The sequence below is a fragment of the Isoptericola sp. MSGPD8_1_ISO-PGPR-S23-394 genome, from assembly GCF_058072785.1.
In genome coordinates this window covers 1,848,268-1,867,199 of record NZ_CM176517.1, presented here as the reverse complement: position 1 = coordinate 1,867,199, position 18,932 = coordinate 1,848,268, and the positions used below count along the sequence as shown (strand labels likewise).

Annotated in this window: 22 protein-coding genes; 2 read left to right on the top strand and 20 right to left on the bottom strand. The window is 73.1% G+C overall.

Going from position 1 to position 18,932, the window contains the following annotated elements:
* Positions 1 to 9 precede the first annotated feature (9 nt).
* The 15 genes from rpoZ to AC3RJ8_RS08365 all read right to left on the bottom strand — a co-directional run bounded on the left by rpoZ (position 10) and on the right by AC3RJ8_RS08365 (position 13,600).
* Positions 10 to 357 carry a DNA-directed RNA polymerase subunit omega gene (gene rpoZ, locus AC3RJ8_RS08435; RefSeq protein WP_407317786.1) on the bottom strand — a complete coding sequence of 116 codons (348 nt, stop codon included), beginning with the start codon at positions 355 to 357 and terminating at the stop codon, positions 10 to 12.
* A gap of 97 nt (positions 358 to 454) precedes the next feature.
* Positions 455 to 1,099: a guanylate kinase gene (gene gmk / locus AC3RJ8_RS08430; RefSeq protein ID WP_489715443.1), complete on the bottom strand. Its 645-nt coding sequence runs from the start codon at positions 1,097 to 1,099 to the stop codon at positions 455 to 457.
* A 22-nt stretch (positions 1,100 to 1,121) separates the two neighbouring features.
* Entirely contained in the window at positions 1,122 to 1,433 is a 312-nt protein-coding gene (mihF, locus tag AC3RJ8_RS08425) for an integration host factor, actinobacterial type (protein WP_489715442.1), read from the bottom strand.
* Between the two features lie 265 nt (positions 1,434 to 1,698).
* The gene (gene pyrF, locus AC3RJ8_RS08420) at positions 1,699 to 2,571 is read right to left on the bottom strand and encodes an orotidine-5'-phosphate decarboxylase (RefSeq protein WP_489715441.1); all 873 of its coding nucleotides are present in this window, start codon (positions 2,569 to 2,571) and stop codon (positions 1,699 to 1,701) included.
* Positions 2,568 to 5,948 (bottom strand): carbamoyl-phosphate synthase large subunit, encoded by a 3,381-nt coding sequence (gene carB / locus AC3RJ8_RS08415; RefSeq protein WP_489715440.1) that lies wholly within the window; start codon positions 5,946 to 5,948, stop codon positions 2,568 to 2,570. Before carB ends, pyrF begins: the two co-directional genes overlap by 4 nt.
* Positions 5,948 to 7,228 carry a glutamine-hydrolyzing carbamoyl-phosphate synthase small subunit gene (carA, locus tag AC3RJ8_RS08410; protein ID WP_489715439.1) on the bottom strand — a complete coding sequence of 427 codons (1,281 nt, stop codon included), beginning with the start codon at positions 7,226 to 7,228 and terminating at the stop codon, positions 5,948 to 5,950. The genes carB and carA overlap by 1 nt, the downstream gene beginning before the upstream one ends.
* Entirely contained in the window at positions 7,225 to 7,779 is a 555-nt protein-coding gene (locus tag AC3RJ8_RS08405) for a PH-like domain-containing protein (protein WP_489715438.1), read from the bottom strand. Before AC3RJ8_RS08405 ends, carA begins: the two co-directional genes overlap by 4 nt.
* Positions 7,776 to 9,116, bottom strand: coding sequence for a dihydroorotase (locus AC3RJ8_RS08400; RefSeq protein WP_489715437.1), 1,341 nt, complete (start codon positions 9,114 to 9,116; stop codon positions 7,776 to 7,778). The genes AC3RJ8_RS08405 and AC3RJ8_RS08400 overlap by 4 nt, the downstream gene beginning before the upstream one ends.
* Positions 9,113 to 10,114, bottom strand: coding sequence for an aspartate carbamoyltransferase catalytic subunit (locus AC3RJ8_RS08395; protein WP_489715436.1), 1,002 nt, complete (start codon positions 10,112 to 10,114; stop codon positions 9,113 to 9,115). Before AC3RJ8_RS08395 ends, AC3RJ8_RS08400 begins: the two co-directional genes overlap by 4 nt.
* Positions 10,111 to 10,722 carry a bifunctional pyr operon transcriptional regulator/uracil phosphoribosyltransferase PyrR gene (gene pyrR, locus AC3RJ8_RS08390; RefSeq protein WP_489715435.1) on the bottom strand — a complete coding sequence of 204 codons (612 nt, stop codon included), beginning with the start codon at positions 10,720 to 10,722 and terminating at the stop codon, positions 10,111 to 10,113. The genes AC3RJ8_RS08395 and pyrR overlap by 4 nt, the downstream gene beginning before the upstream one ends.
* Before the next feature lie 163 nt (positions 10,723 to 10,885).
* Positions 10,886 to 11,302, bottom strand: a complete 417-nt coding sequence (nusB, locus tag AC3RJ8_RS08385; protein WP_407317776.1) for a transcription antitermination factor NusB — start codon at positions 11,300 to 11,302, stop codon at positions 10,886 to 10,888.
* Position 11,303: 1 nt separating this feature from the next.
* Complete coding sequence (efp, locus tag AC3RJ8_RS08380; protein ID WP_489715434.1) at positions 11,304 to 11,867, bottom strand: elongation factor P; 564 nt, start codon at positions 11,865 to 11,867, stop codon at positions 11,304 to 11,306.
* An 88-nt stretch (positions 11,868 to 11,955) separates the two neighbouring features.
* A complete protein-coding gene (locus tag AC3RJ8_RS08375) occupies positions 11,956 to 12,327 on the bottom strand; it encodes a hypothetical protein (protein ID WP_407317774.1) in 372 nt (123 codons plus the stop codon).
* A 4-nt stretch (positions 12,328 to 12,331) separates the two neighbouring features.
* Positions 12,332 to 13,078: a hypothetical protein gene (locus AC3RJ8_RS08370; RefSeq protein WP_489715433.1), complete on the bottom strand. Its 747-nt coding sequence runs from the start codon at positions 13,076 to 13,078 to the stop codon at positions 12,332 to 12,334.
* Between the two features lie 60 nt (positions 13,079 to 13,138).
* Complete coding sequence (locus AC3RJ8_RS08365) at positions 13,139 to 13,600, bottom strand: type II 3-dehydroquinate dehydratase (RefSeq protein ID WP_489715432.1); 462 nt, start codon at positions 13,598 to 13,600, stop codon at positions 13,139 to 13,141.
* Positions 13,601 to 13,731: 131 nt separating this feature from the next.
* Between AC3RJ8_RS08365 and AC3RJ8_RS08360 the strand changes: the two genes are divergently transcribed.
* Positions 13,732 to 15,123: an FAD-binding oxidoreductase gene (locus AC3RJ8_RS08360; RefSeq protein ID WP_489715431.1), complete on the top strand. Its 1,392-nt coding sequence runs from the start codon at positions 13,732 to 13,734 to the stop codon at positions 15,121 to 15,123.
* On the opposite strand, the gene AC3RJ8_RS08355 is transcribed toward AC3RJ8_RS08360, so the two are convergent.
* Together AC3RJ8_RS08355 and AC3RJ8_RS08350 are read right to left on the bottom strand one after the other, a co-directional pair.
* Positions 15,095 to 15,358 carry a hypothetical protein gene (locus AC3RJ8_RS08355; protein ID WP_489715430.1) on the bottom strand — a complete coding sequence of 88 codons (264 nt, stop codon included), beginning with the start codon at positions 15,356 to 15,358 and terminating at the stop codon, positions 15,095 to 15,097. The genes AC3RJ8_RS08360 and AC3RJ8_RS08355 overlap by 29 nt on opposite strands.
* On the bottom strand, positions 15,355 to 16,044 hold the full coding sequence (locus tag AC3RJ8_RS08350; RefSeq protein WP_489715429.1) for a hypothetical protein: 690 nt from the start codon (positions 16,042 to 16,044) through the stop codon (positions 15,355 to 15,357). The genes AC3RJ8_RS08355 and AC3RJ8_RS08350 overlap by 4 nt, the downstream gene beginning before the upstream one ends.
* 91 nt (positions 16,045 to 16,135) lie before the next feature.
* Here AC3RJ8_RS08350 and AC3RJ8_RS08345 point away from each other — a divergent pair, with 91 nt between their 5' ends.
* Positions 16,136 to 16,711, top strand: a complete 576-nt coding sequence (locus AC3RJ8_RS08345; RefSeq protein WP_489715428.1) for a TetR/AcrR family transcriptional regulator — start codon at positions 16,136 to 16,138, stop codon at positions 16,709 to 16,711.
* Here AC3RJ8_RS08345 and AC3RJ8_RS08340 read toward each other — a convergent pair.
* From AC3RJ8_RS08340 to AC3RJ8_RS08330, 3 genes are read right to left on the bottom strand one after another with little or no spacing between them, the layout of a single operon-like run.
* Entirely contained in the window at positions 16,699 to 17,139 is a 441-nt protein-coding gene (locus AC3RJ8_RS08340; RefSeq protein WP_489715427.1) for a TIGR03668 family PPOX class F420-dependent oxidoreductase, read from the bottom strand. The two genes, AC3RJ8_RS08345 and AC3RJ8_RS08340, sit on opposite strands and share 13 nt — an antisense overlap.
* A 5-nt stretch (positions 17,140 to 17,144) precedes the next feature.
* Complete coding sequence (locus tag AC3RJ8_RS08335) at positions 17,145 to 17,498, bottom strand: iron chaperone (RefSeq protein ID WP_489715426.1); 354 nt, start codon at positions 17,496 to 17,498, stop codon at positions 17,145 to 17,147.
* 43 nt (positions 17,499 to 17,541) lie between these two features.
* Positions 17,542 to 18,921 (bottom strand): MFS transporter, encoded by a 1,380-nt coding sequence (locus tag AC3RJ8_RS08330; RefSeq protein WP_489715425.1) that lies wholly within the window; start codon positions 18,919 to 18,921, stop codon positions 17,542 to 17,544.
* Positions 18,922 to 18,932: the final 11 nt, after the last annotated feature.

Sequence of the window (18,932 nt, the reverse complement as noted above, 5' to 3'; positions counted from 1 at the left end):
GCCGCAGGCTCAGACGATCTCGTCGCCGGCGGCGTGCTCCGACTCGACAACCTCGACACCCTGGGCGAGCGGCGGCGTGGCCGGCTGCTCCGGCGCCGGCTCGGCCGGCTCGGCGGTGAGCAGGCCCTCGTTGATCTCGCGCATGGCGATCGACAGCGGCTTCTCCTGCACGCGGGTGTCGACCAGCGGGCCGACGTTCTCCAGCAGGCCCTCGTTGAGCTGGGCGTAGTAGGCGTTGATCTGCCGCGCACGCTTCGAGGCGTACAGCACCAGGCCGTACTTCGACTCGCTGTGCGTGAGCAGGTCGTCGATCGGCGGGTCGGTGATGCCGATCGGCTCGGGAACGGTTCCAGCCATGAGTGTCACTCCAAGCAGACGAAAGGACCGGTGACGACGGCCACCGGAGAGTTTCAGGACAGGGTAGGGAGGGCGGCGTCCAGTCTACCCGCCGCGATCAAGCAGGCTGCGAGGCCGCGGGGGCCACGCCCTGGGTACGGACGCCCAGCAGGCGCGCCAGCTCGTCGGTGGCGCGCGTGACGTCGTCGTTGACGATCGTCACGTCGAACTCCGGCTCGGCGGCCATCTCGACCTCCGCCGTGGCCAGGCGACGCTCCCGCTCCGCGGCGTCCTCGGTGCCGCGACCCACCAGACGTCGCACGAGCTCGTCGTGGCTGGGCGGGGCCAGGAACACGAACTGCGTGTCCAGCCCGGAGGCCCGCACCGCGTCGCGCACCTGACGGGCGCCCTGCAGGTCGATCTCGAGCAGCGTCGGCAGGCCGGCGGCCAGGTGCTCGACGACCGGCCCGCGCGGCGTGCCGTACCGGTGACGGCCGTGCACGACCGCCCACTCCAGCATCTCGCCGGCGCCGACCATCCGGTCGAACTCGTCGGGACCGACGAACAGGTAGTGCACGCCGTGCACCTCGCCGGGCCGCGGCGGCCGGGTCGTCGCCGACACCGACAACCACACCTGGGGATACCGGGCACGGATGTCGGCCGAGACGGTGCCCTTGCCGACAGCCGTGGGACCGGCCAGCACGGTCAGTCGTGCCGGGACGGGCGAGGCGTCGTCGGACGCCGCCCCTGGGGGTGCCGGCACGCCGGCGCGTGGTGCGGAAATCTCAGCCAAACCTCTCGATGAGCGCCTGGGCCTGGTGCGGCCCGAGGCCACGGACACGGCGGGTCTCGGCGATCCCGATCTCTTCCATGATCGCCCGTGCCTTCACCTTACCGACTCCCGGGAGCGACTCCAGCAACGCGACGACCTTCAGCTTGCCCACGACGTCGTCCGTCTGGCCCTGCTCGATCACCTCGCGCAGCGAACCCTGGGAGTACTTCAGGCGGTTCTTGATCTCTGCCCGGATGCGTCGCGCCTCGGCAGCCTTCTCGAGGGCCGCCGCACGCTGTTCCGGGGTGAGTGGAGGAAGGGCCACGCAAGTCACCTACTCAATCGAATCCGACAAGACGTCGTGCTGGGATAGTGCTCCCTCGAAAGTAGCCACGACCTGCGGCGGCGGCAATCGCTGGCACGTCCGGCGCCCGGCCACCCGCCCGAATGCAGGCGAAATAGCCAGGCAAACGTGGCGAACCGGACCGACGACGGGTGAACTCCTGTGAGTCTTCCGACATCGACGCCGGTCAGCGCGCCGGGCCGCGCGGGAGAGAACGCGGGTACCGGGACGCCGCGACCGCGGGCCGTCAGCGCGAGCCGCGCAGCGCCGCCACCGCCTCGGCCGCCGACCGCCGTGCGGCCGCCAGCAGCCCCGCCGCGTCGGGACCGGCCTCCAGCACGCCCCGCGAGGACGACGCCAGCACAGTCGAGCGCGCGGCCCCGAAGACCTGTGCCAGCTCACGCTCGCCCGCCCCCTGAGCACCGACGCCCGGCGCCAGCAGCGGGCCGTTGACGGCTTCCAGGGCGGTCCCCGTGGAGCGGGCCGCGTCGCCGACCGTCGCGCCGACGACCAGCCCGACCGAACCCAGCGGCGAGGCCCCGGCGTTGTGCTCGGCGGCCTGCGCGGCCACGGAGGCCGCGACGCTGCGTCCGTCGGACCCGACGGCGTGCTGGACGGCCGCGCCCTCGGGGTTCGACGTCAGGCACAGCACGAACACGCCGCGCCCGGTGGCCGCCGCGAGCTCCAGGGCCGGCGCCAGCGCGCCGAAACCGAGGTACGGCGACACCGTGACGGCGTCACCGGCCAGCGGAGAGCCGTCGGCGAGGAACGCGTCGGCGTAAGCCGACATGGTCGAACCGATGTCACCACGCTTGGCGTCGACGATCGTCAGCGTGCCGGCCGCGCGGGCCGCCTCGAGCACCTCCTCCAGCGCGGCGAGCCCTCGGGAGCCGTGCCGCTCGAAGAACGCCGCCTGCGGCTTGAGGGCCGCCACGCGCCCGCCCAGGGCGTCCACGACGCGCAGACCGAACTCGCGCACCCCCTGCGCGTCGTCGGACAGCCCCCACTGCGCCAGCAGCGGCGCGTGCGGGTCGATGCCGACGCACAGGGGGCCGTGCTCGTCCATCGCGGCGGCCAGCCGGGCGCCGAAGGGCACCGTGCCGGAGGACGCGGCGCTCATGCCCGTACCGTCTCGGCCGGCCGGGCGTCACGGCGCGTCCGGGTGGCCGCGTCGTGCTCCTGGAGGCTGGCCACGTCGAACGGCCCGCCACGCACCGCCTCGATGGCCTGCACCGCCGCGGCGAGCTGGTCGACGGTCGTCACCATCGGCTTGTCCGCGGCCGTCGTGGCCGCCCGGATCTCGTAGCCGTCGGCGCGAGCACCCTGGCCGGAGGGCGAGTTGACCACCAGGTCCACCCGGCCCTCGGTGATGTGGTCCACGACCGTCGGTTCGCCGTCCGGGCCGACACCGTCGGAGTACTTGCGCACCGTGGTCGCCGCGATGCCGTTGCGCGCCAGCACCTGGGCGGTCCCCGCCGTCGCGAGGATCTCGAAGCCGATGTCCGCCAGCCGCTTGACGGGGAACACGATCGAGCGCTTGTCGCGGTCCGCGACCGAGACGAACACCGTGCCCGCCGTCGGCAGCCCACCGAACGCCGCGGCCTGCGACTTGGCGAAGGCGTGGGGGAAGTCCTTGTCGAACCCCATGACCTCGCCGGTCGAGCGCATCTCCGGGCCCAGCACGGTGTCCACGACATGCCCCTCGGCGGTGCGGAACCGCTTGAAGGGCAGCACCGCCTCCTTGACCGCCAGGGGCGCGCCGAGGTCCAGCGTGCCGCCGTCTCCCTCGGCCGGCAGGATCCCGTCGGCGCGCAGGTCGGCGATCGACTCGCCCACCATGACCCGGGCCGCGGCCTTCGCCAGCGACACCCCCGTGGCCTTCGACACGAACGGCACCGTGCGCGAGGCGCGAGGGTTGGCCTCCAGGACGTACAGCACGTCGGAGACGAGCGCGTACTGGACGTTGAGCAGGCCGCGCACCCCGACGCCGCGGGCGAGGGCCTCGGTGGAGCGGCGGATCCGCTCGACCTCCGCCTGGCTCAACGAGACCGGCGGCAGCACGCACGCGGAGTCGCCCGAGTGGATGCCGGCCTCCTCGATGTGCTCCATGACCCCGCCCAGGAACAGCTCGGTGCCGTCGAACAGCGCGTCGACGTCGATCTCCATCGCGTCGTCGAGGAACCGGTCGATCAGCAGCGGTGCCGGCAGCGTGCCCGGCGCCCGCGAGACCAGGGCCGCCGCGGCGGCCGCCTCGAGCGCCCGCTCCACGTACCCCGAGAGCTGCTCCGAGGAGTACACGATCTCCATGCCGCGGCCACCGAGCACGTAGGACGGCCGCACCAGGACGGGGTACCCGATCCGCTCGGCCACCTCCTGGGCCTCGGCCAGGGACCGGGCGGTCCCGAACGCCGGGGCCGGCAGGCCGGCGTCGGCCAGCACCTGGCCGAAGAGCCCTCGGTCCTCCGCCGCGTCGATCGCCTCCGGCGTCGTGCCGAGGATGGGCAGGCCGGCGTCGGCGAGGTGCTGGGCCAGGCCCAGCGGCGTCTGCCCGCCGAGCTGGACGATGACACCCTTGACCGGGCCGGCGGCGAGCTCGGCCTCGTACACCTCCAGCACGTCCTCGAGGGTCAGCGGCTCGAAGTACAGCCGGTCCGAGGTGTCGTAGTCGGTGGAGACCGTCTCGGGGTTGCAGTTGACCATGACGGTCTCGTAGGTGCCCTTGAGGGTCAGCGCCGCGTGCACGCACGAGTAGTCGAACTCGATGCCCTGCCCGATGCGGTTCGGCCCGGAGCCCAGGATGATGACCGCCTCCCGCTCGCGCGGGGCGACCTCCGACTCGGTGTCGTAGGACGAGTAGTGGTAGGGCGTGGCCGCCGCGAACTCCGCCGCGCACGTGTCCACGGTCTTGTAGACCGGGCGCACACCCAGCGCGTGCCGCGTCTGGCGCACCTCCGCCGTCCCGTGCGGGCCCAGGTCGCGCAGCTGGGCCACCTGCGCGTCGGACAGCCCGTGCCGCTTGGCCCGCCGCAGCACGTCGGCGGTCAGCTCCACGGCCTGCGCGACCTGCTCCGCCACCTCGTTCATCAGGACGATCTGGTCGAGGAACCACGGGTCGATCTTCGTGGCGTCGAAGACCTGCTCCAGCGTCGCGTGACCGGCGACGACCGCCCGCAGCGCCTGCTGCACACCGACGAGCCGGCCTTCGGTGGGACGCCGGATCTCGGCCAGCAGCTCGGCGAGCCGGTCGCCCGACGGAGCGTCCCCCGACCAGTGGAAGTCGACACCACCCTTGTCGATGCTGCGCAGCGCCTTGCCGAGGGCCTCGGTGAAGTTGCGACCCAGGGCCATCGCCTCGCCCACGGACTTCATGGTCGTGGTCAGCGTGTCGTCCGCCGCCGGGAACTTCTCGAACGCGAAGCGCGGCACCTTGACCACGACGTAGTCCAGCGTCGGCTCGAAGCTCGCCGGCGTGACGCGCGTGATGTCGTTGGGGATCTCGTCGAGCGTGTAGCCGACGGCGAGCTTGGCCGCGATCTTCGCGATCGGGAAGCCCGTCGCCTTGGACGCCAGCGCCGAGGAGCGCGAGACGCGCGGGTTCATCTCGATGACGACGACGCGGCCGGTGTCCGGCTCGACCGCGAACTGGATGTTGCACCCCCCGGTGTCCACGCCGACCTCGCGGATGACGGCGATGCCGATGTCGCGCAGCTTCTGGTACTCGCGGTCGGTCAGCGTCATCGCGGGGGCCACGGTCACCGAGTCACCGGTGTGCACGCCCACCGGGTCGACGTTCTCGATCGAGCAGACGACCACCACGTTGTCGTCCTTGTCGCGCATGAGCTCGAGCTCGTACTCCTTCCAGCCGAGGATCGACTCCTCCAGGAGCACCTCGGTGGTCGGCGAGTAGTGCAGCCCCTGGCCGACGATCCGGCGCAGGTCGGACTCGTCGTAGGCCAGCCCGGACCCGAGCCCGCCCATCGTGAAGGACGGGCGCACGACCATCGGGTAGCCGAGGTCGTCGGCGGCCGCGACCGCCTCGTCGATCGTATGGATGATCAGCGAACGCGCGGACTCGCCGCCGCACACCTCGACGACGTCCTTGAACTGCTGGCGGTCCTCGCCCTTCTGGATCGCCGGGATGTTGGCGCCGATGAGCTCCACGCCGTACTCGTCGAGGACGCCGGCCTCGTGCAGCTCGATGGCGGCGTTCAGCGCCGTCTGGCCGCCGAGGGTGGGCAGCAGCGCGTCGGGGCGCTCCTTGGCGATGATCGAGGTGAGCACCTCGCGGGTGATGGGCTCGACGTACGTGGCGTCGGCGAACTCGGGGTCGGTCATGATCGTGGCCGGGTTGGAGTTCACCAGGACCACGCGCAGGCCCTCCTCCTTGAGCACGCGGCAGGCCTGCGTGCCGGAGTAGTCGAACTCGCAGGCCTGGCCGATGACGATCGGGCCGGACCCGATGACCAGGACGGAGGAGAGGTCGGAACGGCGGGGCATCAGTTCTCCTTCTCGCCGGTGGGGCCGCCGGCCAGCGCCGCGAGGGCGGCGGGCGGGACGGTCACGGGCTCACGGGTGGTCATGAGGTCCACGAAGCGGTCGAACAGGTACGCGCTGTCGTGGGGGCCGGCGGCGGCCTCGGGGTGGTACTGCACGGAGAAGGCCGGCAGGTCGAGCGCGGTCAGGCCTTCGACCACCTGGTCGTTGAGACCGACGTGCGAGACGATCACCCGGCCGTAGGGGCCGCCGGCGTCGTGGTCGTCACGCTCGGCGTCGTACGGTGCGGTGCTCACCGCGTCCACCGGCGCGTCGACGGCGAAGCCGTGGTTCTGGGCGGTGACCTCCACCTTGCCGGTGGTGCGGTCCATCACGGGCTGGTTGATGCCGCGGTGGCCGTACCCGAGCTTGTAGGTGCCGTACCCGAGCGCCCGGCCGAGCAGCTGGTTGCCGAAGCAGATGCCGAAGAACGGGATCCGGCGGTCCAGGACCTGGCGCAGCAGGTCGATCTCGGCGGTCGCGGCCGACGGGTCGCCGGGCCCGTTGGAGTAGAACACCCCGCACGGTCCGTCCGCCGGCAGCAGGGCCTCGACCTCGGCGAAGCTGGTGGACTGCGGCACCACGTGGACGCGCACACCGCGCTCGGCCAGCCGGACCGGCGTCATGGACTTGATCCCGAGGTCGACCGCCACGACGGTGGCCACGGGGTCGGCCCCGGCGGGCAGCCCGCGCGGCTCGACGGTGTAGGCCTCGGCCGTGGTGACCTCGCGGGCGAGGTCGGCGCCGGCCATCAGCGGCGCGCCGCGCACCTCCTCGACGAGGTCGGCGACGTCGCGCTCGACGCCGTCGCGCAGGAGGCCGTCGCCGGAGAAGATCCCGGCGCGCATGACGCCGAGCTCGCGCAGGTGCCGGGTCAACGAGCGGGTGTCGACCTCGGCGATGCCGACGACGCCCTGCTCGGCGAGCTCCTCGGCGAGCCCCCGCCGTGACCGCCAGCTCGAGGCCCGGCGGGCCGGGTCGCGCAGGACGTACCCGGCGACCCAGATCTTGTGGGACTCGGGGTCGTCGTCGTTGACGCCGGTGTTGCCCACGTGCGGGGCGGTCATCACGACGATCTGGCGGTGGTAGGACGGGTCGGTCAGCGTCTCCTGGTACCCGGTCATCCCGGTGGAGAAGACGATCTCGCCGTGGGTCGTGCCGCGGGCGCCGTACGCGACGCCACGGGCGACGGTGCCGTCCTCGAGGACGAGGACCGCCGGGTCGGTGCTGGTGCTGGAGGTCACATCGTGTCCTTCGGGCTCGGGGTGGACGGGGTGATGAGGGAGCGCACGGCCTCGACGAGCCGCGCGTTGTCGGCCGTGAAGCGGGTGCGCAGGCCGGTGTCGAGCAGCGCGGCGCCGGTCTCGCCGTCGGACGGCACCTGCCAGGTGAGCACGACCAGGCCGTCGCGGCCCACGTACTTGCCGGCCATGCCGGGCGCGGTGCCCACCGCACGCAGCGCGGCCACCGGCACGAGGACGGGCGGGGCCCCGTCGCGGCCGACGACGACGCCGCCGTCGAGGACCGTGACGTGCGCGGCGCTGCGGTCACCGAGGCCGTGGGCGCCCACCCGGGCCAGCCAGTCGCCGGACAGGGTGCTCGACACGTACGTCGCCTCGAGCGGCCCGAGGCGGACCGCGCCGAGCGCGCCCTCCTCTGCCGGGAGCGCCGGGGGGCGCGGGACGAGGGGTCGGGTGCGGGCGGCCAGGCGGCGCCGACCGGTCAGCACGAGCGTGAGCAGCAGCGCGCCGATCACCAGCCAGATGCCGACGGCGACGGGCATCGGCAGGTTCATCGGGTGCTGCCCGCCGTGGCGACCGGCACGCCGTCGAGCACGGTGGCGCGACCACGCAGGAACGTGGCCACGACCCGGCCGGGGAGCTCACGGCCCCGGAACGGGGTGTTGCCGCTCGCGGTGGCCTGGGTCGCACCGTCGACGGTCCGTGTCGCGGCCGGGTCGACGAGCGTGAGGTTCGCCGGCTCGCCGACCGCCACGGGCCGACCGTGGGCCGACTCGACCCGGCCGATGCGGGCGGGGGCCGTGGACAGCACCCGGGCGACGTCGGACCAGCTGAGCCGGCCGGTGTCCACCATGGTCTGCTGCACCACGCTCAGGGCCGTCTCCAGGCCGGTCATGCCGAAGGCCGCCGCGCCCCACTCGCAGTCCTTGTCCTCGCGGCTGTGCGGGGCGTGGTCGGTCGCGACGATGTCGATCGTCCCGTCCGCCAGGCCCTCACGCACGGCCTCGACGTCGCGGGCGGTGCGCAGCGGCGGGTTGACCTTGTACGTCGGGTCGTAGGTGCGCGCGAGCTCGTCGGTGAGGACCAGGTGATGGGGCGTGACCTCGGCGGTCACGTCGATGCCGCGCGACTTGGCCCACCGGACGATCTCCACGGACCCGGCGGTGGACAGGTGGCACACGTGCAGGCGCGAGCCGACGTGCTCGGCCAGGAGCACGTCGCGGGCGATGATGGCCTCCTCGGCGACGGCGGGCCAGCCGGCGAGGCCGACCTGGGCCGAGACCACGCCCTCGTTCATCTGGGCACCCTCGGTCAGGCGCGGCTCCTGGGCGTGCTGCGACACCACGCCGTCGAACGCCTTGACGTACTCGAGCGCACGACGCATGAGGATCGGGTCGTGCACGCACTTGCCGTCGTCGGAGAAGACGCGCACGCGCGCGGCGGAGTCGGCCATGGCGCCCAGCTCGGCCAGCCGTTCACCGTCGAGCCCCACGGTCACGGCGCCCACGGGGAAGACGTCGGCCCACCCGGCCTGCTCACCGAGGCGGTGCACCTGCTCGACGACGCCGGCGGTGTCCGCGACCGGCGAGGTGTTCGCCATCGCGTGCACGGCGGTGAAACCTCCCACGGCCGCGGCCCGGGTGCCGGACGCCACCGTCTCGGCGTCCTCCCGGCCGGGTTCGCGCAGGTGGGTGTGCAGGTCGACGAGCCCCGGCAGCAGGATGTGGCCGGCGGCCTCGACGACCGTGGCGCCGTCGGCCGCGGCCGCGCCCGCGGCGGTGATCTGCGCGACGGTCCCGCCGTCGAGCACTACGTCGACGGGCTCGCCGCCGAGGGGCCGCACCCCTCGCAGGACGTAGGTGGTGGAGGCACCGGTCAGGTCTGTGCTCACAGGTCGTTCCCTTCCGCCGAGCGGTCCCCGGCCATCAGCAGGTAGAGGGCCGCCATGCGCACGGCGATGCCGTTGGCGACCTGCTCGACGATCACCGCCCGGTCGGAGTCGGCCGCCTCGGCCGAGATCTCCAGGCCTCGGTTCATCGGGCCGGGGTGCATGACGATCGTGTGCTCGGGCAGCGTGGCGAGCCGTCGCGCGTCCAGGCCGTAGTAGCGGGCGTACTCCAACGGGCTCGGGAAGAACGCTCCCGCACCGCCGGACATGCGCTCACGCTGGACCCGCAGCATCATCACGGCGTCGGGCTGCCAATCCGCCAGCGTCGCGTCGAGGTCGTAGGAGGTGCGGCAGGGCCACGCCTCCACGCCGACGGGCACGAGGGTCGGCGGGGCGACGAGGGTCACCTCCGCGCCCAGGGTGTGCAGCAGCGCGACGTTGGCGCGCGCGACCCGCGAGTGCAGCACGTCGCCGACGATCGCGACCCGCAGCCCCGCCAGGTCCGCGCCGACGCCGTCGTCGTGCGGTGTGCGCAGGCCCTGCGCACGCCCGGCGAGGTGCCGGCGCATCGTGTACGCGTCGAGCAGCGCCTGGGTGGGGTGCATGTGCATCCCGTCACCGGCGTTCAGGACGGCGGCGTCCAGCCACCCGGCGTGCGCGAGCTGGTACGGCGCTCCGGAGGCCCAGTGCCGCACGACGACGGCGTCGGCACCCATCGCGTGCAGCGTCAGGGCCGTGTCCTTGAGCGACTCGCCCTTGGAGACGCTCGAACCCTTGGCCGAGAAGTTGATGACGTCCGCGCTGAGCCGCTTGGCCGCCGTCTCGAAGGAGATCCGGGTGCGGGTGGAGTCCTCGAAGAACAGGTTGACGACCGTGCGGCCCCGCAGCGTGGGCAGCTTCTTGATCTCGCGGGACTGGGTGGCGGCCATCTGCGCGGCGGTGTCGAGCAGGCCGACCGCGTCGTCGCGGGTGAGGTCGGCCGTGGACAGCAGGTGCCTCATCGGGTGCTCCCCCGCTCGCCCGCGGCGTCCCGGCCGGCGATGACGACGGCGTCGGCGACGCCGTCGATCTCCTCCAGCCGCACGCTGACCCGCTCGCTCTGGGCGGTCGGGAGGTTCTTGCCGACGAAGTCCGGTCGGATCGGGACCTCGCGGTGCCCGCGGTCGACGAGGCAGGCCAGCCGGACCGCACGCGGGCGGCCGAGGTCGCCGAGCGCGTCCAGCGCGGCGCGGATCGTGCGGCCCGAGAAGAGCACGTCGTCGACGAGCACGACCGTCCGGTTCTCGATGCCGGCGGCCGGCAGCCGGGTGACGCCGACGGCGCGGGTGGGCTGACGACGCAGGTCGTCGCGGTACATGGTGACGTCCAGCTCTCCCACGCACGCCTCGACGTCGAACGCCGGGTCGATCTGGGCGAGCCGCTCGGCCAGGCGCCGGGCGAGGGTGACCCCACGGGTCGGGATGCCGAGCAGCACGAGGTCGTCGACCCCGCGGGCACGCTCGACGATCTCGTGAGCGATGCGGGTGAGTGCGCGAGCGACGTCGCTCGCGGCCAGGACGGTGGTGCCGTCCGGGTCTGCGTCGGAGGGCAGGGCAGGACCAGGGCTCAACGGGACTCCTTCTCCGCCTCACGGGACGGGTTTAAAGGGGGTCTGTCGGCGTCAGCCTAACGCGGGGCCCCGGGGACGACGCAGCCGACGACCACCATGTGGTCGTCGGCTGCGTCACACTCGTCGCCCCCTGGCGGGCAGGCCGGCTGCTCAGGCCGGCCGCTCAAGCCAGCAGGGTCGGCTTGATCTCGAGGAGCCTGCCCAGCAGACCGTTGACGAAGGCCGGGGAGTCGTCCGTGGAGAGCTCGCGGGCGAGGTCCACCGCCTCGTCGACGGCGACCACGTCGGGGACGTCGTCGTTGAAGAGCAGCTCGAACGTGCCCACCCGCAGCAGCGCGCGGTCGACGGCGGGCATCCTGCTGACCGTCCAACCGCGCGAGTACGTCTCCAGCAGCTCGTCGATGCGCTCGCGGTGCGCCACGACGCCTTCGACGAGCTCGACGGTGTACTGGGGCACCGACGCCTCGGCGTGCGGTTCGATCACGCGGTCCTGCAGCAGCACCAGCGGGTCGACGGTGCGCGCCTCCGCCTCGAAGAGGATGTCCGCGGCGCGCTTGCGCGCCTTGGTCCGAGAAGCCACGTCAGTCGGTCACACGGCCGAGGTACGACCCGTCACGGGTGTCGACCTTGACCTTCGTGCCCTGCTCGAGGAACAGCGGGACCTGGATCTCGGCGCCGGTCTCCAGCGTCGCGGGCTTGGTGCCGCCGGTGGAGCGGTCGCCCTGCAGGCCGGGCTCGGTGTAGGTGATCTTGAGCACGACGGACGACGGCAGCTCGACGTACAGCGGCTGACCGTCGTTGGACGCGATCATGATGCTCATGCCCTCGAGCATGTAGTCCTTGGCGTCACCCACCGTGGCGGCCGGCACCATGATCTGGTCGTAGGTGTCGGTGTCCATGAACACGAAGTCGGTGCCGTCCATGTACAGGTACTGGAAGTCGCGACGGTCGACGTTCGCCGTCTCGACCTTGGTGCCCGCGTTGAACGTCTTGTCGACGACCTTGCCCGAGAGCACGTTCTTCATCTTGGTCCGGACGAACGCGCCGCCCTTGCCCGGCTTGACGTGCTGGAACTCGAGGATCGACCACAGCTGCCCGTCGATGCGCAGCACGGTGCCGTTCTTGATGTCGTTGGAGGTAGCCACGTTCTTGTTCGTCCTCGGCAGGGTCTCGGGGTCAGGCACGGGGCCTGTCGGGAAAAGCGTTCGGTGCCCACAGAGGGCCCGGAACATACTACAGCGCGTGGACGACGGCGTGGCCCGCCAGACCGACGGCCGCGGCCCACACCAGCGAGGCGAGGGTCCCGACGACGAACCGTTCACCGGCGACCGGGTGCTCGCGCAGCTCGGGCAGCCGGCCCAGCGCCTTGACGGCCACGACGACCGCGACGCCCTCCGGGTAGCCCGCGAGGATCGTGCCCGTCATGGCCAGGCGCTCCAGCAGCCCGATCCACGTGCCGTTGCCGAGCACGGCCAGCGCCTCGGCCTGCGCGGAGGGACCCGACTCGGCGTGCCGGAGCACGAGCGGCACGAGCCACGCCCCGAGCCCCACGCTCAGCACGAGCGTCACCACCGAGACGCCTGTCACCGCCAGGACCTGCCCCACCGTCTCACCCCTCCGTCTCGTCCGGACCTCCGCCCGGATCGTCGTCCGGATCGTCGCCGGTTCCGTCATGCGGCCCGTCGTCGCGGTGGTCCACGGTCGTCGCGGCAGCGTCGGCGGCACGCAGCAGTCGCGCAGCCAGCGGCCGCGCGGCCACCTCCTCGGCCCAGAGCGCCGTGCGCAGCCGCTGGCTCACCGCCTGCTCGCTCACACCCAGCTGGGCCGCCACGGCTCGCTGCGGAGCATCGTCGCCGCGGTGCTCGGCGAGCATATCGACCGCCTCCCACCCGGCCCCGGACCGACGCGCCGCGACAGCGCCCAGGAGCCGCAGCAGAGCCTGGGCGTCGCCGGCGATCGTGCCGGCGGGCTCCTGCGGCGGCCCGACGACGGAGATCGGCACCGAGCCGCCCCTGCCCTTCGCGTCCTCGACGGCGGAGCGCGCCCGGACGAACGCCGGCCCGGCGGCGGCGCGAGAGTTCTCGGGCAGCGGCTGGTCCACACCCCCGACCCCGACGCCGACCGACCAGCCGCCGTCGCGCAGCACGTCGCCGACCACGACGACCGCGAGTCGCGCCCCGTGCTCGTCGGCCGCCAGCACCGCCTGGACCTCGTCGCCCACGGTCCGTTCGAAAGGCAGCACGACGCCGCGCGCGGCTCCGTCGGCAGCGGTCGTCGCCCGCAGGCGCTCGAGCAGCGCGGGCACCAGGTCCCCCCGCGTGGTGCTCGCCTTCTGGTCGATGGTCAGGACGATCATGATTCAAGGTTATAACCTTGATCGTCAATCCTCAATACTCTGGGCTTGAGTGAGGGCGATCTAGCCTGCCAGCTTGTTTGCGATGGCTTCCAGGGCGAGGCGGTACGAGTCGAAGCCGAACCCCGCCACCGTCCCGGTCGCGATGCCCGCCACGACGGACAGGTGCCGGAACGACTCCCGCGACGCGGGGTTCGACAGGTGCACCTCCACCAGCAGGAGGTCCGACGTCGTCACCTGCGCGGCGGCGTCCCGCAGGGCATAGCTGTAGTGGGTGAAGGCTGCAGGGTTGAGCACCACGTGCGACCGGCTGTCGACCGCCTCGTGCAGCCACCCGACGAGGGTGGACTCGTCGTCGGTCTGGCGCACCTGGGCACGGAGTCCCAAGTCGCTCCCCCAGCGCGCGGCCTCCCGCTCGAGGTCGGCCATGGACGCGTGCCCGTAGATCTCCGGCTCGCGCACGCCGAGGCGGCCGAGGTTGGGACCGTTGAGAATCATCACGGGCGCGCCGTCGTCGACTGTCATGGACCCGAGCGTACTCAGCACGACGCCGCGCACGACACGCCGCCCGAGCCTTGACCTCGAGTCGGCTCGAGGTATCAGCCTGTTGCCGTCGAACCGATCCGCGCCCTCCCTGACGCACCCCAGGAGCCTCGATGACGACCAGCCCACCGCCCCTCACGACCCTCCGCGCCGCCCTCGACGGCACCGCCACCGTCCTGACGCCGGAGACCGACGGCTTCACCGCCGCCCACCAGCTCCGGCTCGGCGGGGTCGACGCCCTGCCGGGCGCCGTCGTCCGTCCCACCGACACCGCCGGCGTCGTCCGTGCCGTACGGTTCGCGGCCGACCACGGCCTCGAGCTCGCGGTCCGCTCGGGCGGGCACTCCGCGCTCGGTCGCGGTCGGCAGGACGGCGCTCTGGTGCTCGACATGCGTGACCTGCACGCGATCGAGGTCGACCGCGCCACCCGGACCGCGACCGCCGGCGGCGGCATCACCGCCGGCGCCTACACGGCCGCGACGGCGGAGCACGGGCTGGTCACACCGTTCGGCGACACCGGGACGGTCGGCGTCGCCGGCATCACGCTGGGCGGCGGCGTCGGCTTCCTGTCCCGGCGGCTCGGCATGACCGTCGACTCTCTGCGGTCCGCCCAGGTCGTCACGGCCGACGGCGCGGTCCGGGTCGCCTCCCCCGAGTCGAACCCGGACCTGTTCTGGGGGATCCGGGGCGGCGGCGGGAACCTCGGCGTCGTCACCGAGCTGACGTTCGACGTCCACGAGCTCGGCACCGTCGTCGGCGGGCCGCTGATCCTGCCCGGCACACCGGCCTCCGTGGCGGGAGCGGTCGCGCTGCTGCGGGCGGCACCGCGCGAGCTCGCGGCCATCGTCATGGTCATGGTCGCCCCGCCGATGCCGTTCCTGCCCGCCGAGGCCCACGGCCGCCTCATCACCATGGTCAACCTCTGCTGGTCCGGTGACGTCGGCGATGCCGACGCGGCTGTCGCCCCTCTGCGCGCCCTCGGCGAGCAGGAGGGCGGCGTGATCGCCGACATGGTGGCCCCGGGCCCGTACCCGGGTCTTCTGGTGGGGCCGGAGGGGCCGCCGATGGCGATGCGCAACCGGTCGTTCTTCGCCGACGCCCTCGACGAGGCCGCCGCCACCGACCTCCTCACCTCCCTGGAGACGAGCACGGCCATGATGCGCGCGGTGCAGCTGCGCGTGCTCGGCGGCGCCGTCGCCGACGTCCACCCGGACGCCACGGCCTTCGCCCACCGCGACGCCGCGATCACGGGGGTCGTCGCCGTGGCGGAACGGTCGTCCGCCGAGGTCGCCCGGCACGCCGGCTGGGTGTCCGACCTCGCCGACCGGCTGCGTGCCGGCCGAGCGGGCGCGTACGTCAACTTCGTGCCCGACGGGGACCCCGCACGGCTCGATGACGCCTACCCGGGCGAGACCGGCCGCCGGCTGGCCGAGCTCAAGGCGGTCTACGACCCGCACAACCTCTTCCGCGGCAACCTCAACGTCCCTCCGGCCCCGGGCTCCTGAGACCGGCGGACGGCGGGTCGAGGGCGTCCGACGCGGCGTCGGCGGAGACCAGGTCGGCCATCGTCACGACGCGGCCCGGCCGGGCCTCCACGACTCGTTGCGCCGCCAGGGCGGTGAGCAGACCTGTCGCGGCGGACTGCCCGGTCTCGGCAGCGACCCGTTGCTCGCCGGTCCGGCGTGCGGTGACCTGGAGACTCCAGTCGGCCGTGCCGAGGGGCGGCGCGGAGCTGATCAACCAGCGGCCACGACCGGTCCGCCGACCAGGGCGGCCACCGCGGTCGCGGTGCTGCTGGAGAACGTCAGCCAGGTTCGCACGGCTCGGTCCGGGACGAGCACCTGGTCGCCGAAGTCGGCGCGCAGGTACGTGCGCACCCGCCGGTCCGGCCCGGCGACCCGGTGGGCACCGACCAGGTTGCGGACCCTGCCGCCCTCCGGCGGTTCGTGGACGTCCGTGCCGACGAGCCCCGCCGTCCACGCCACAGCGGCCTGGCCGTGCTTCTCCCCCGAGCCCAGCATCACGGCGACGTCGATCTCGTCGCCACGACCGGTGTCCAGCGCGGTCGCCAGCACGGTGGACAGCCCGGGGACGAGGCCGGCACCGAGCACGACGGACACCCCGGCAGGCGCCCCGCGGCGCAGGGCGTCGAGGTAGCGGGCCGTGGCGCTGATGTCGACGAGGGCGGCTCCGGCGAGCGCCCCGGTGATCCGCGGGTCCTCCACCCCGGAGCAGTTCACGACCACGTCGTGACCGTCGGCCGCCCGCCGCAGCCGGTCGAGCCCGTCGGTGGCGCGCAGGTCCACCCTCGCCCCGCCGTCACCTCCGGTCCGGCCCGCGGGGGTGACGGCGTGCCCACCCTGTCGCAACGCGGCGCTCGTGCGACGTCCGACGGCGCCGCGCGCTCCGAGGACGAGTGCCTTCACGACTTTTCTCCAAACGATCGGTTGGTCATGCTCGCCACGCTACTCCAACCGAGCGTTTGGCGTCTAGCCCCGGCACGCCTACCCTGAGGACATGCCCTGGGACACCGCGCGCACGCGACGCCTGCTCCTGGAGGCCGGTGGCCGGCGCTTCGCGGCCACCGGGTACGCCGGGACCTCGGTGGCGGACGTCAGCCGCGACGCCGGGGTCAACAAGGAGCGGCTCTACGCGTACTTCGGCAACAAACGTCAGTTCTTCGACCAGGTGCTCGTGCACCGCCTCGACGGGCTGCTCGACGGGCTGGAGATCACCGGCAGCGGCCCGGACGCCGTCGGCGCGTGGACCGCTCGGCTCTGGGACCGCTACACCACCGATCCCGACGTGGCGCGGTTGCTGGCCTGGGAGAGCCTCGAGCTCGACGCGCCCGCCGCCGCGACGCACCGGCTGTCGGTCTGTTCCGCCGTCGCCGAGCGCCTGCACACCGCCGTTCCCACCACCGACCTCCCCGCCGCGCGCCAGCTCCTGCTGTCCGTCCTCGTCCTGACCACCGGGGCCTGGACGCTGGCCGGCATCGGCGCGCTCGCCGCCCCGGGCGACGACGTCGCCGCGCGGCGGCGTGCCGTGGTGGGGCACGCCACGGCCCTGGCACGCGCCGCTCAGCCCGGCTGAACGGCCGTCCAACCGGTCCACCGGGCGACCCGCACCCGCACGAGCGGTCCGGAGGGCCAGCGCCGGCGGTACGGCGCGTAGCGGTCCGCGAGCGCATCGAGGGCCGTCTCGCGAGCGGCACCGTCCGTCTCGATCGTCGCCGGCCCGTCGGCCCGCACCCACCACAACGTCGACCAGTCCTCGTCGTAGGCGTCCACCAGCAGCGAGGCGCGGGGGTTGTCCACGAGGTTGTGCAGGCGGCGCAGGTCGGTGGTCGTCTTGGGCTTGTGGTCGATGGCGGAGACGAGGTGGGTGCCGTCCTCGGCGTCCAGGGCGGCGAAGGTCACGGGGACCACGTGCGGGACGCCGTCGGCATCGGCCGTCGCGAGGTGGGCGTGGCGCGCCGCCGCGACGCGACGGCGGCACTCCGTCCTGTCGAGCGCGGGCACCGGCGCTACGACCGCATCGCGTCGATCTCGTCGCGACGCAGCCCCACGAGACGGTCGACGACGTGGTCCGGCAGCGGCCGGTCAGGCTGGAAGCCGATCGACCCCTTGGTGACGTGGTACCCCCGGAGGTCGTCCGCGAGCGCCTCGATCACGGATGGGCTGAACGGGTAGACGCCGACGTGCTTCTTCGTCTCGACCACGCTGATCAGCGGGCTGCCGCCGTAGCGCAGCGCGGGCATACCGTAGCCGGTGCCTTCCTCGGCGTCGGGTACGAGCGACCGTGCTCGCGCTAGGATGCGGCCGACCGCCTCCTGCGCGGCACCGTCGAGGGACTCGACGTACTCGCTGACCTCGCCCATGGCCCCATGATGCGTCATGGGGCCCGACGGCGCCCGCGCGCAGTCAGGCGCCGGCGCGGTCGGTCACCACGAGCATGAGGACCAACCCGGTCAGCAGGACGGCGACGATGCCGAGCACGCCCCAGATCGTGGCTCCGGTCAGCGCGATGACCGTGCCCCACAGCATCGGCGTCAGGAACGACACGGCGCGCCCCGTGGTGGCGTACAGCCCGAAGATCTCCGACTCCTGGCCGACGGGCGTCAACCGGGCCAGGAACGACCGGGAAGCGGTCTGTGCGGGCCCGACGAAGCAGGTGAGCGCCAGCCCGGCCACCCAGAACACGACGGCACCGAGAGGGTGCAGCGCGACGACGACGAGGCCACAGGTCACCAGTGCGGCGAGCGACCAGACGATGACCCGGCGGGCGCCGAGCCGGTCGTCGAGGCGGCCCGCGACGATCGTGCTGGCCCCGGCGAGCAGGTTGGCGGCGATGCCGAAGAGGATGACCTGGTCGTCAGCGAAGCGGAACGACACGGCCGCCACGATCGCGCCGAAGGTGAAGACGCCGGCCAGCCCGTCGCGGTAGACGGCGCTGGCCAGCAGGAACCAGAACGTGGTGCGCGACGTGCGGAACAGCCGGACGACGTCGTGCCACAGCTCGACGTATCCGGCGAAGAAGCCGACCCGGGGCCGGTCTGCCGCCGGCGGCGCCTCGGGGACGTTGCGGAACAGGGGCCAGGCGAACGCGACCGCCCACAGGCCGCAGCCGACGGCGATCGCCCGGTAGCCGAGCCCGTCGTCGGTGGGCATCCCGAAGAAGTCGAGCTGCTGCGCGACGACGACCACCACGAGCGCGACGATGCCGCCGACGTACCCGAGCCCCCATCCGAGCCCCGAGACCTTGCCGATCGTGCGGGGCGTGGACACCTGGGTGAGCATCGCGTTGTAGTTCACGCCGGCGATCTCGCTGGCGACGCTGCCCAGCGAGATCAGCGCCGCGCCCAGCACGAAGTAGGCGGGGTCGGCGCGCACGAGGCCGAGGCCGAACATGCACACCACCAGCAGGATGGTGCCGGCGCCGAGCCATGCCTTGCGCCGCCCGGTGACGTCCGCCCGTCGGCCCAGCACCGGAGCGAGGAGCGCGACCAGGACGCCGCCGACGGCGATCCAGCCGCCCAGTGCGCTCGTCAGGCCCGCGAGCGCCCGCTCGTAGGCCGGGTCGTCCTCGCCGAGTGCCACGACGGCCGGGTCGACGAACGAGTCCTGCGTGAGGTACAGGGCGGTGAAGACGAAGGTGAGCACGACCGTGTTGAACGGCTGGGTGGCCCAGTCCCACAGGGCCCAGGACCGCACGCGACGGCGGCGTTCGGCCGTCGGCAACGCCTCGAAGGGGTGGTCGCCGGACGCAGGTCCCGACGGCTTCGTCGGCGTGGGGTCGCTCATGGGCGCCGAGT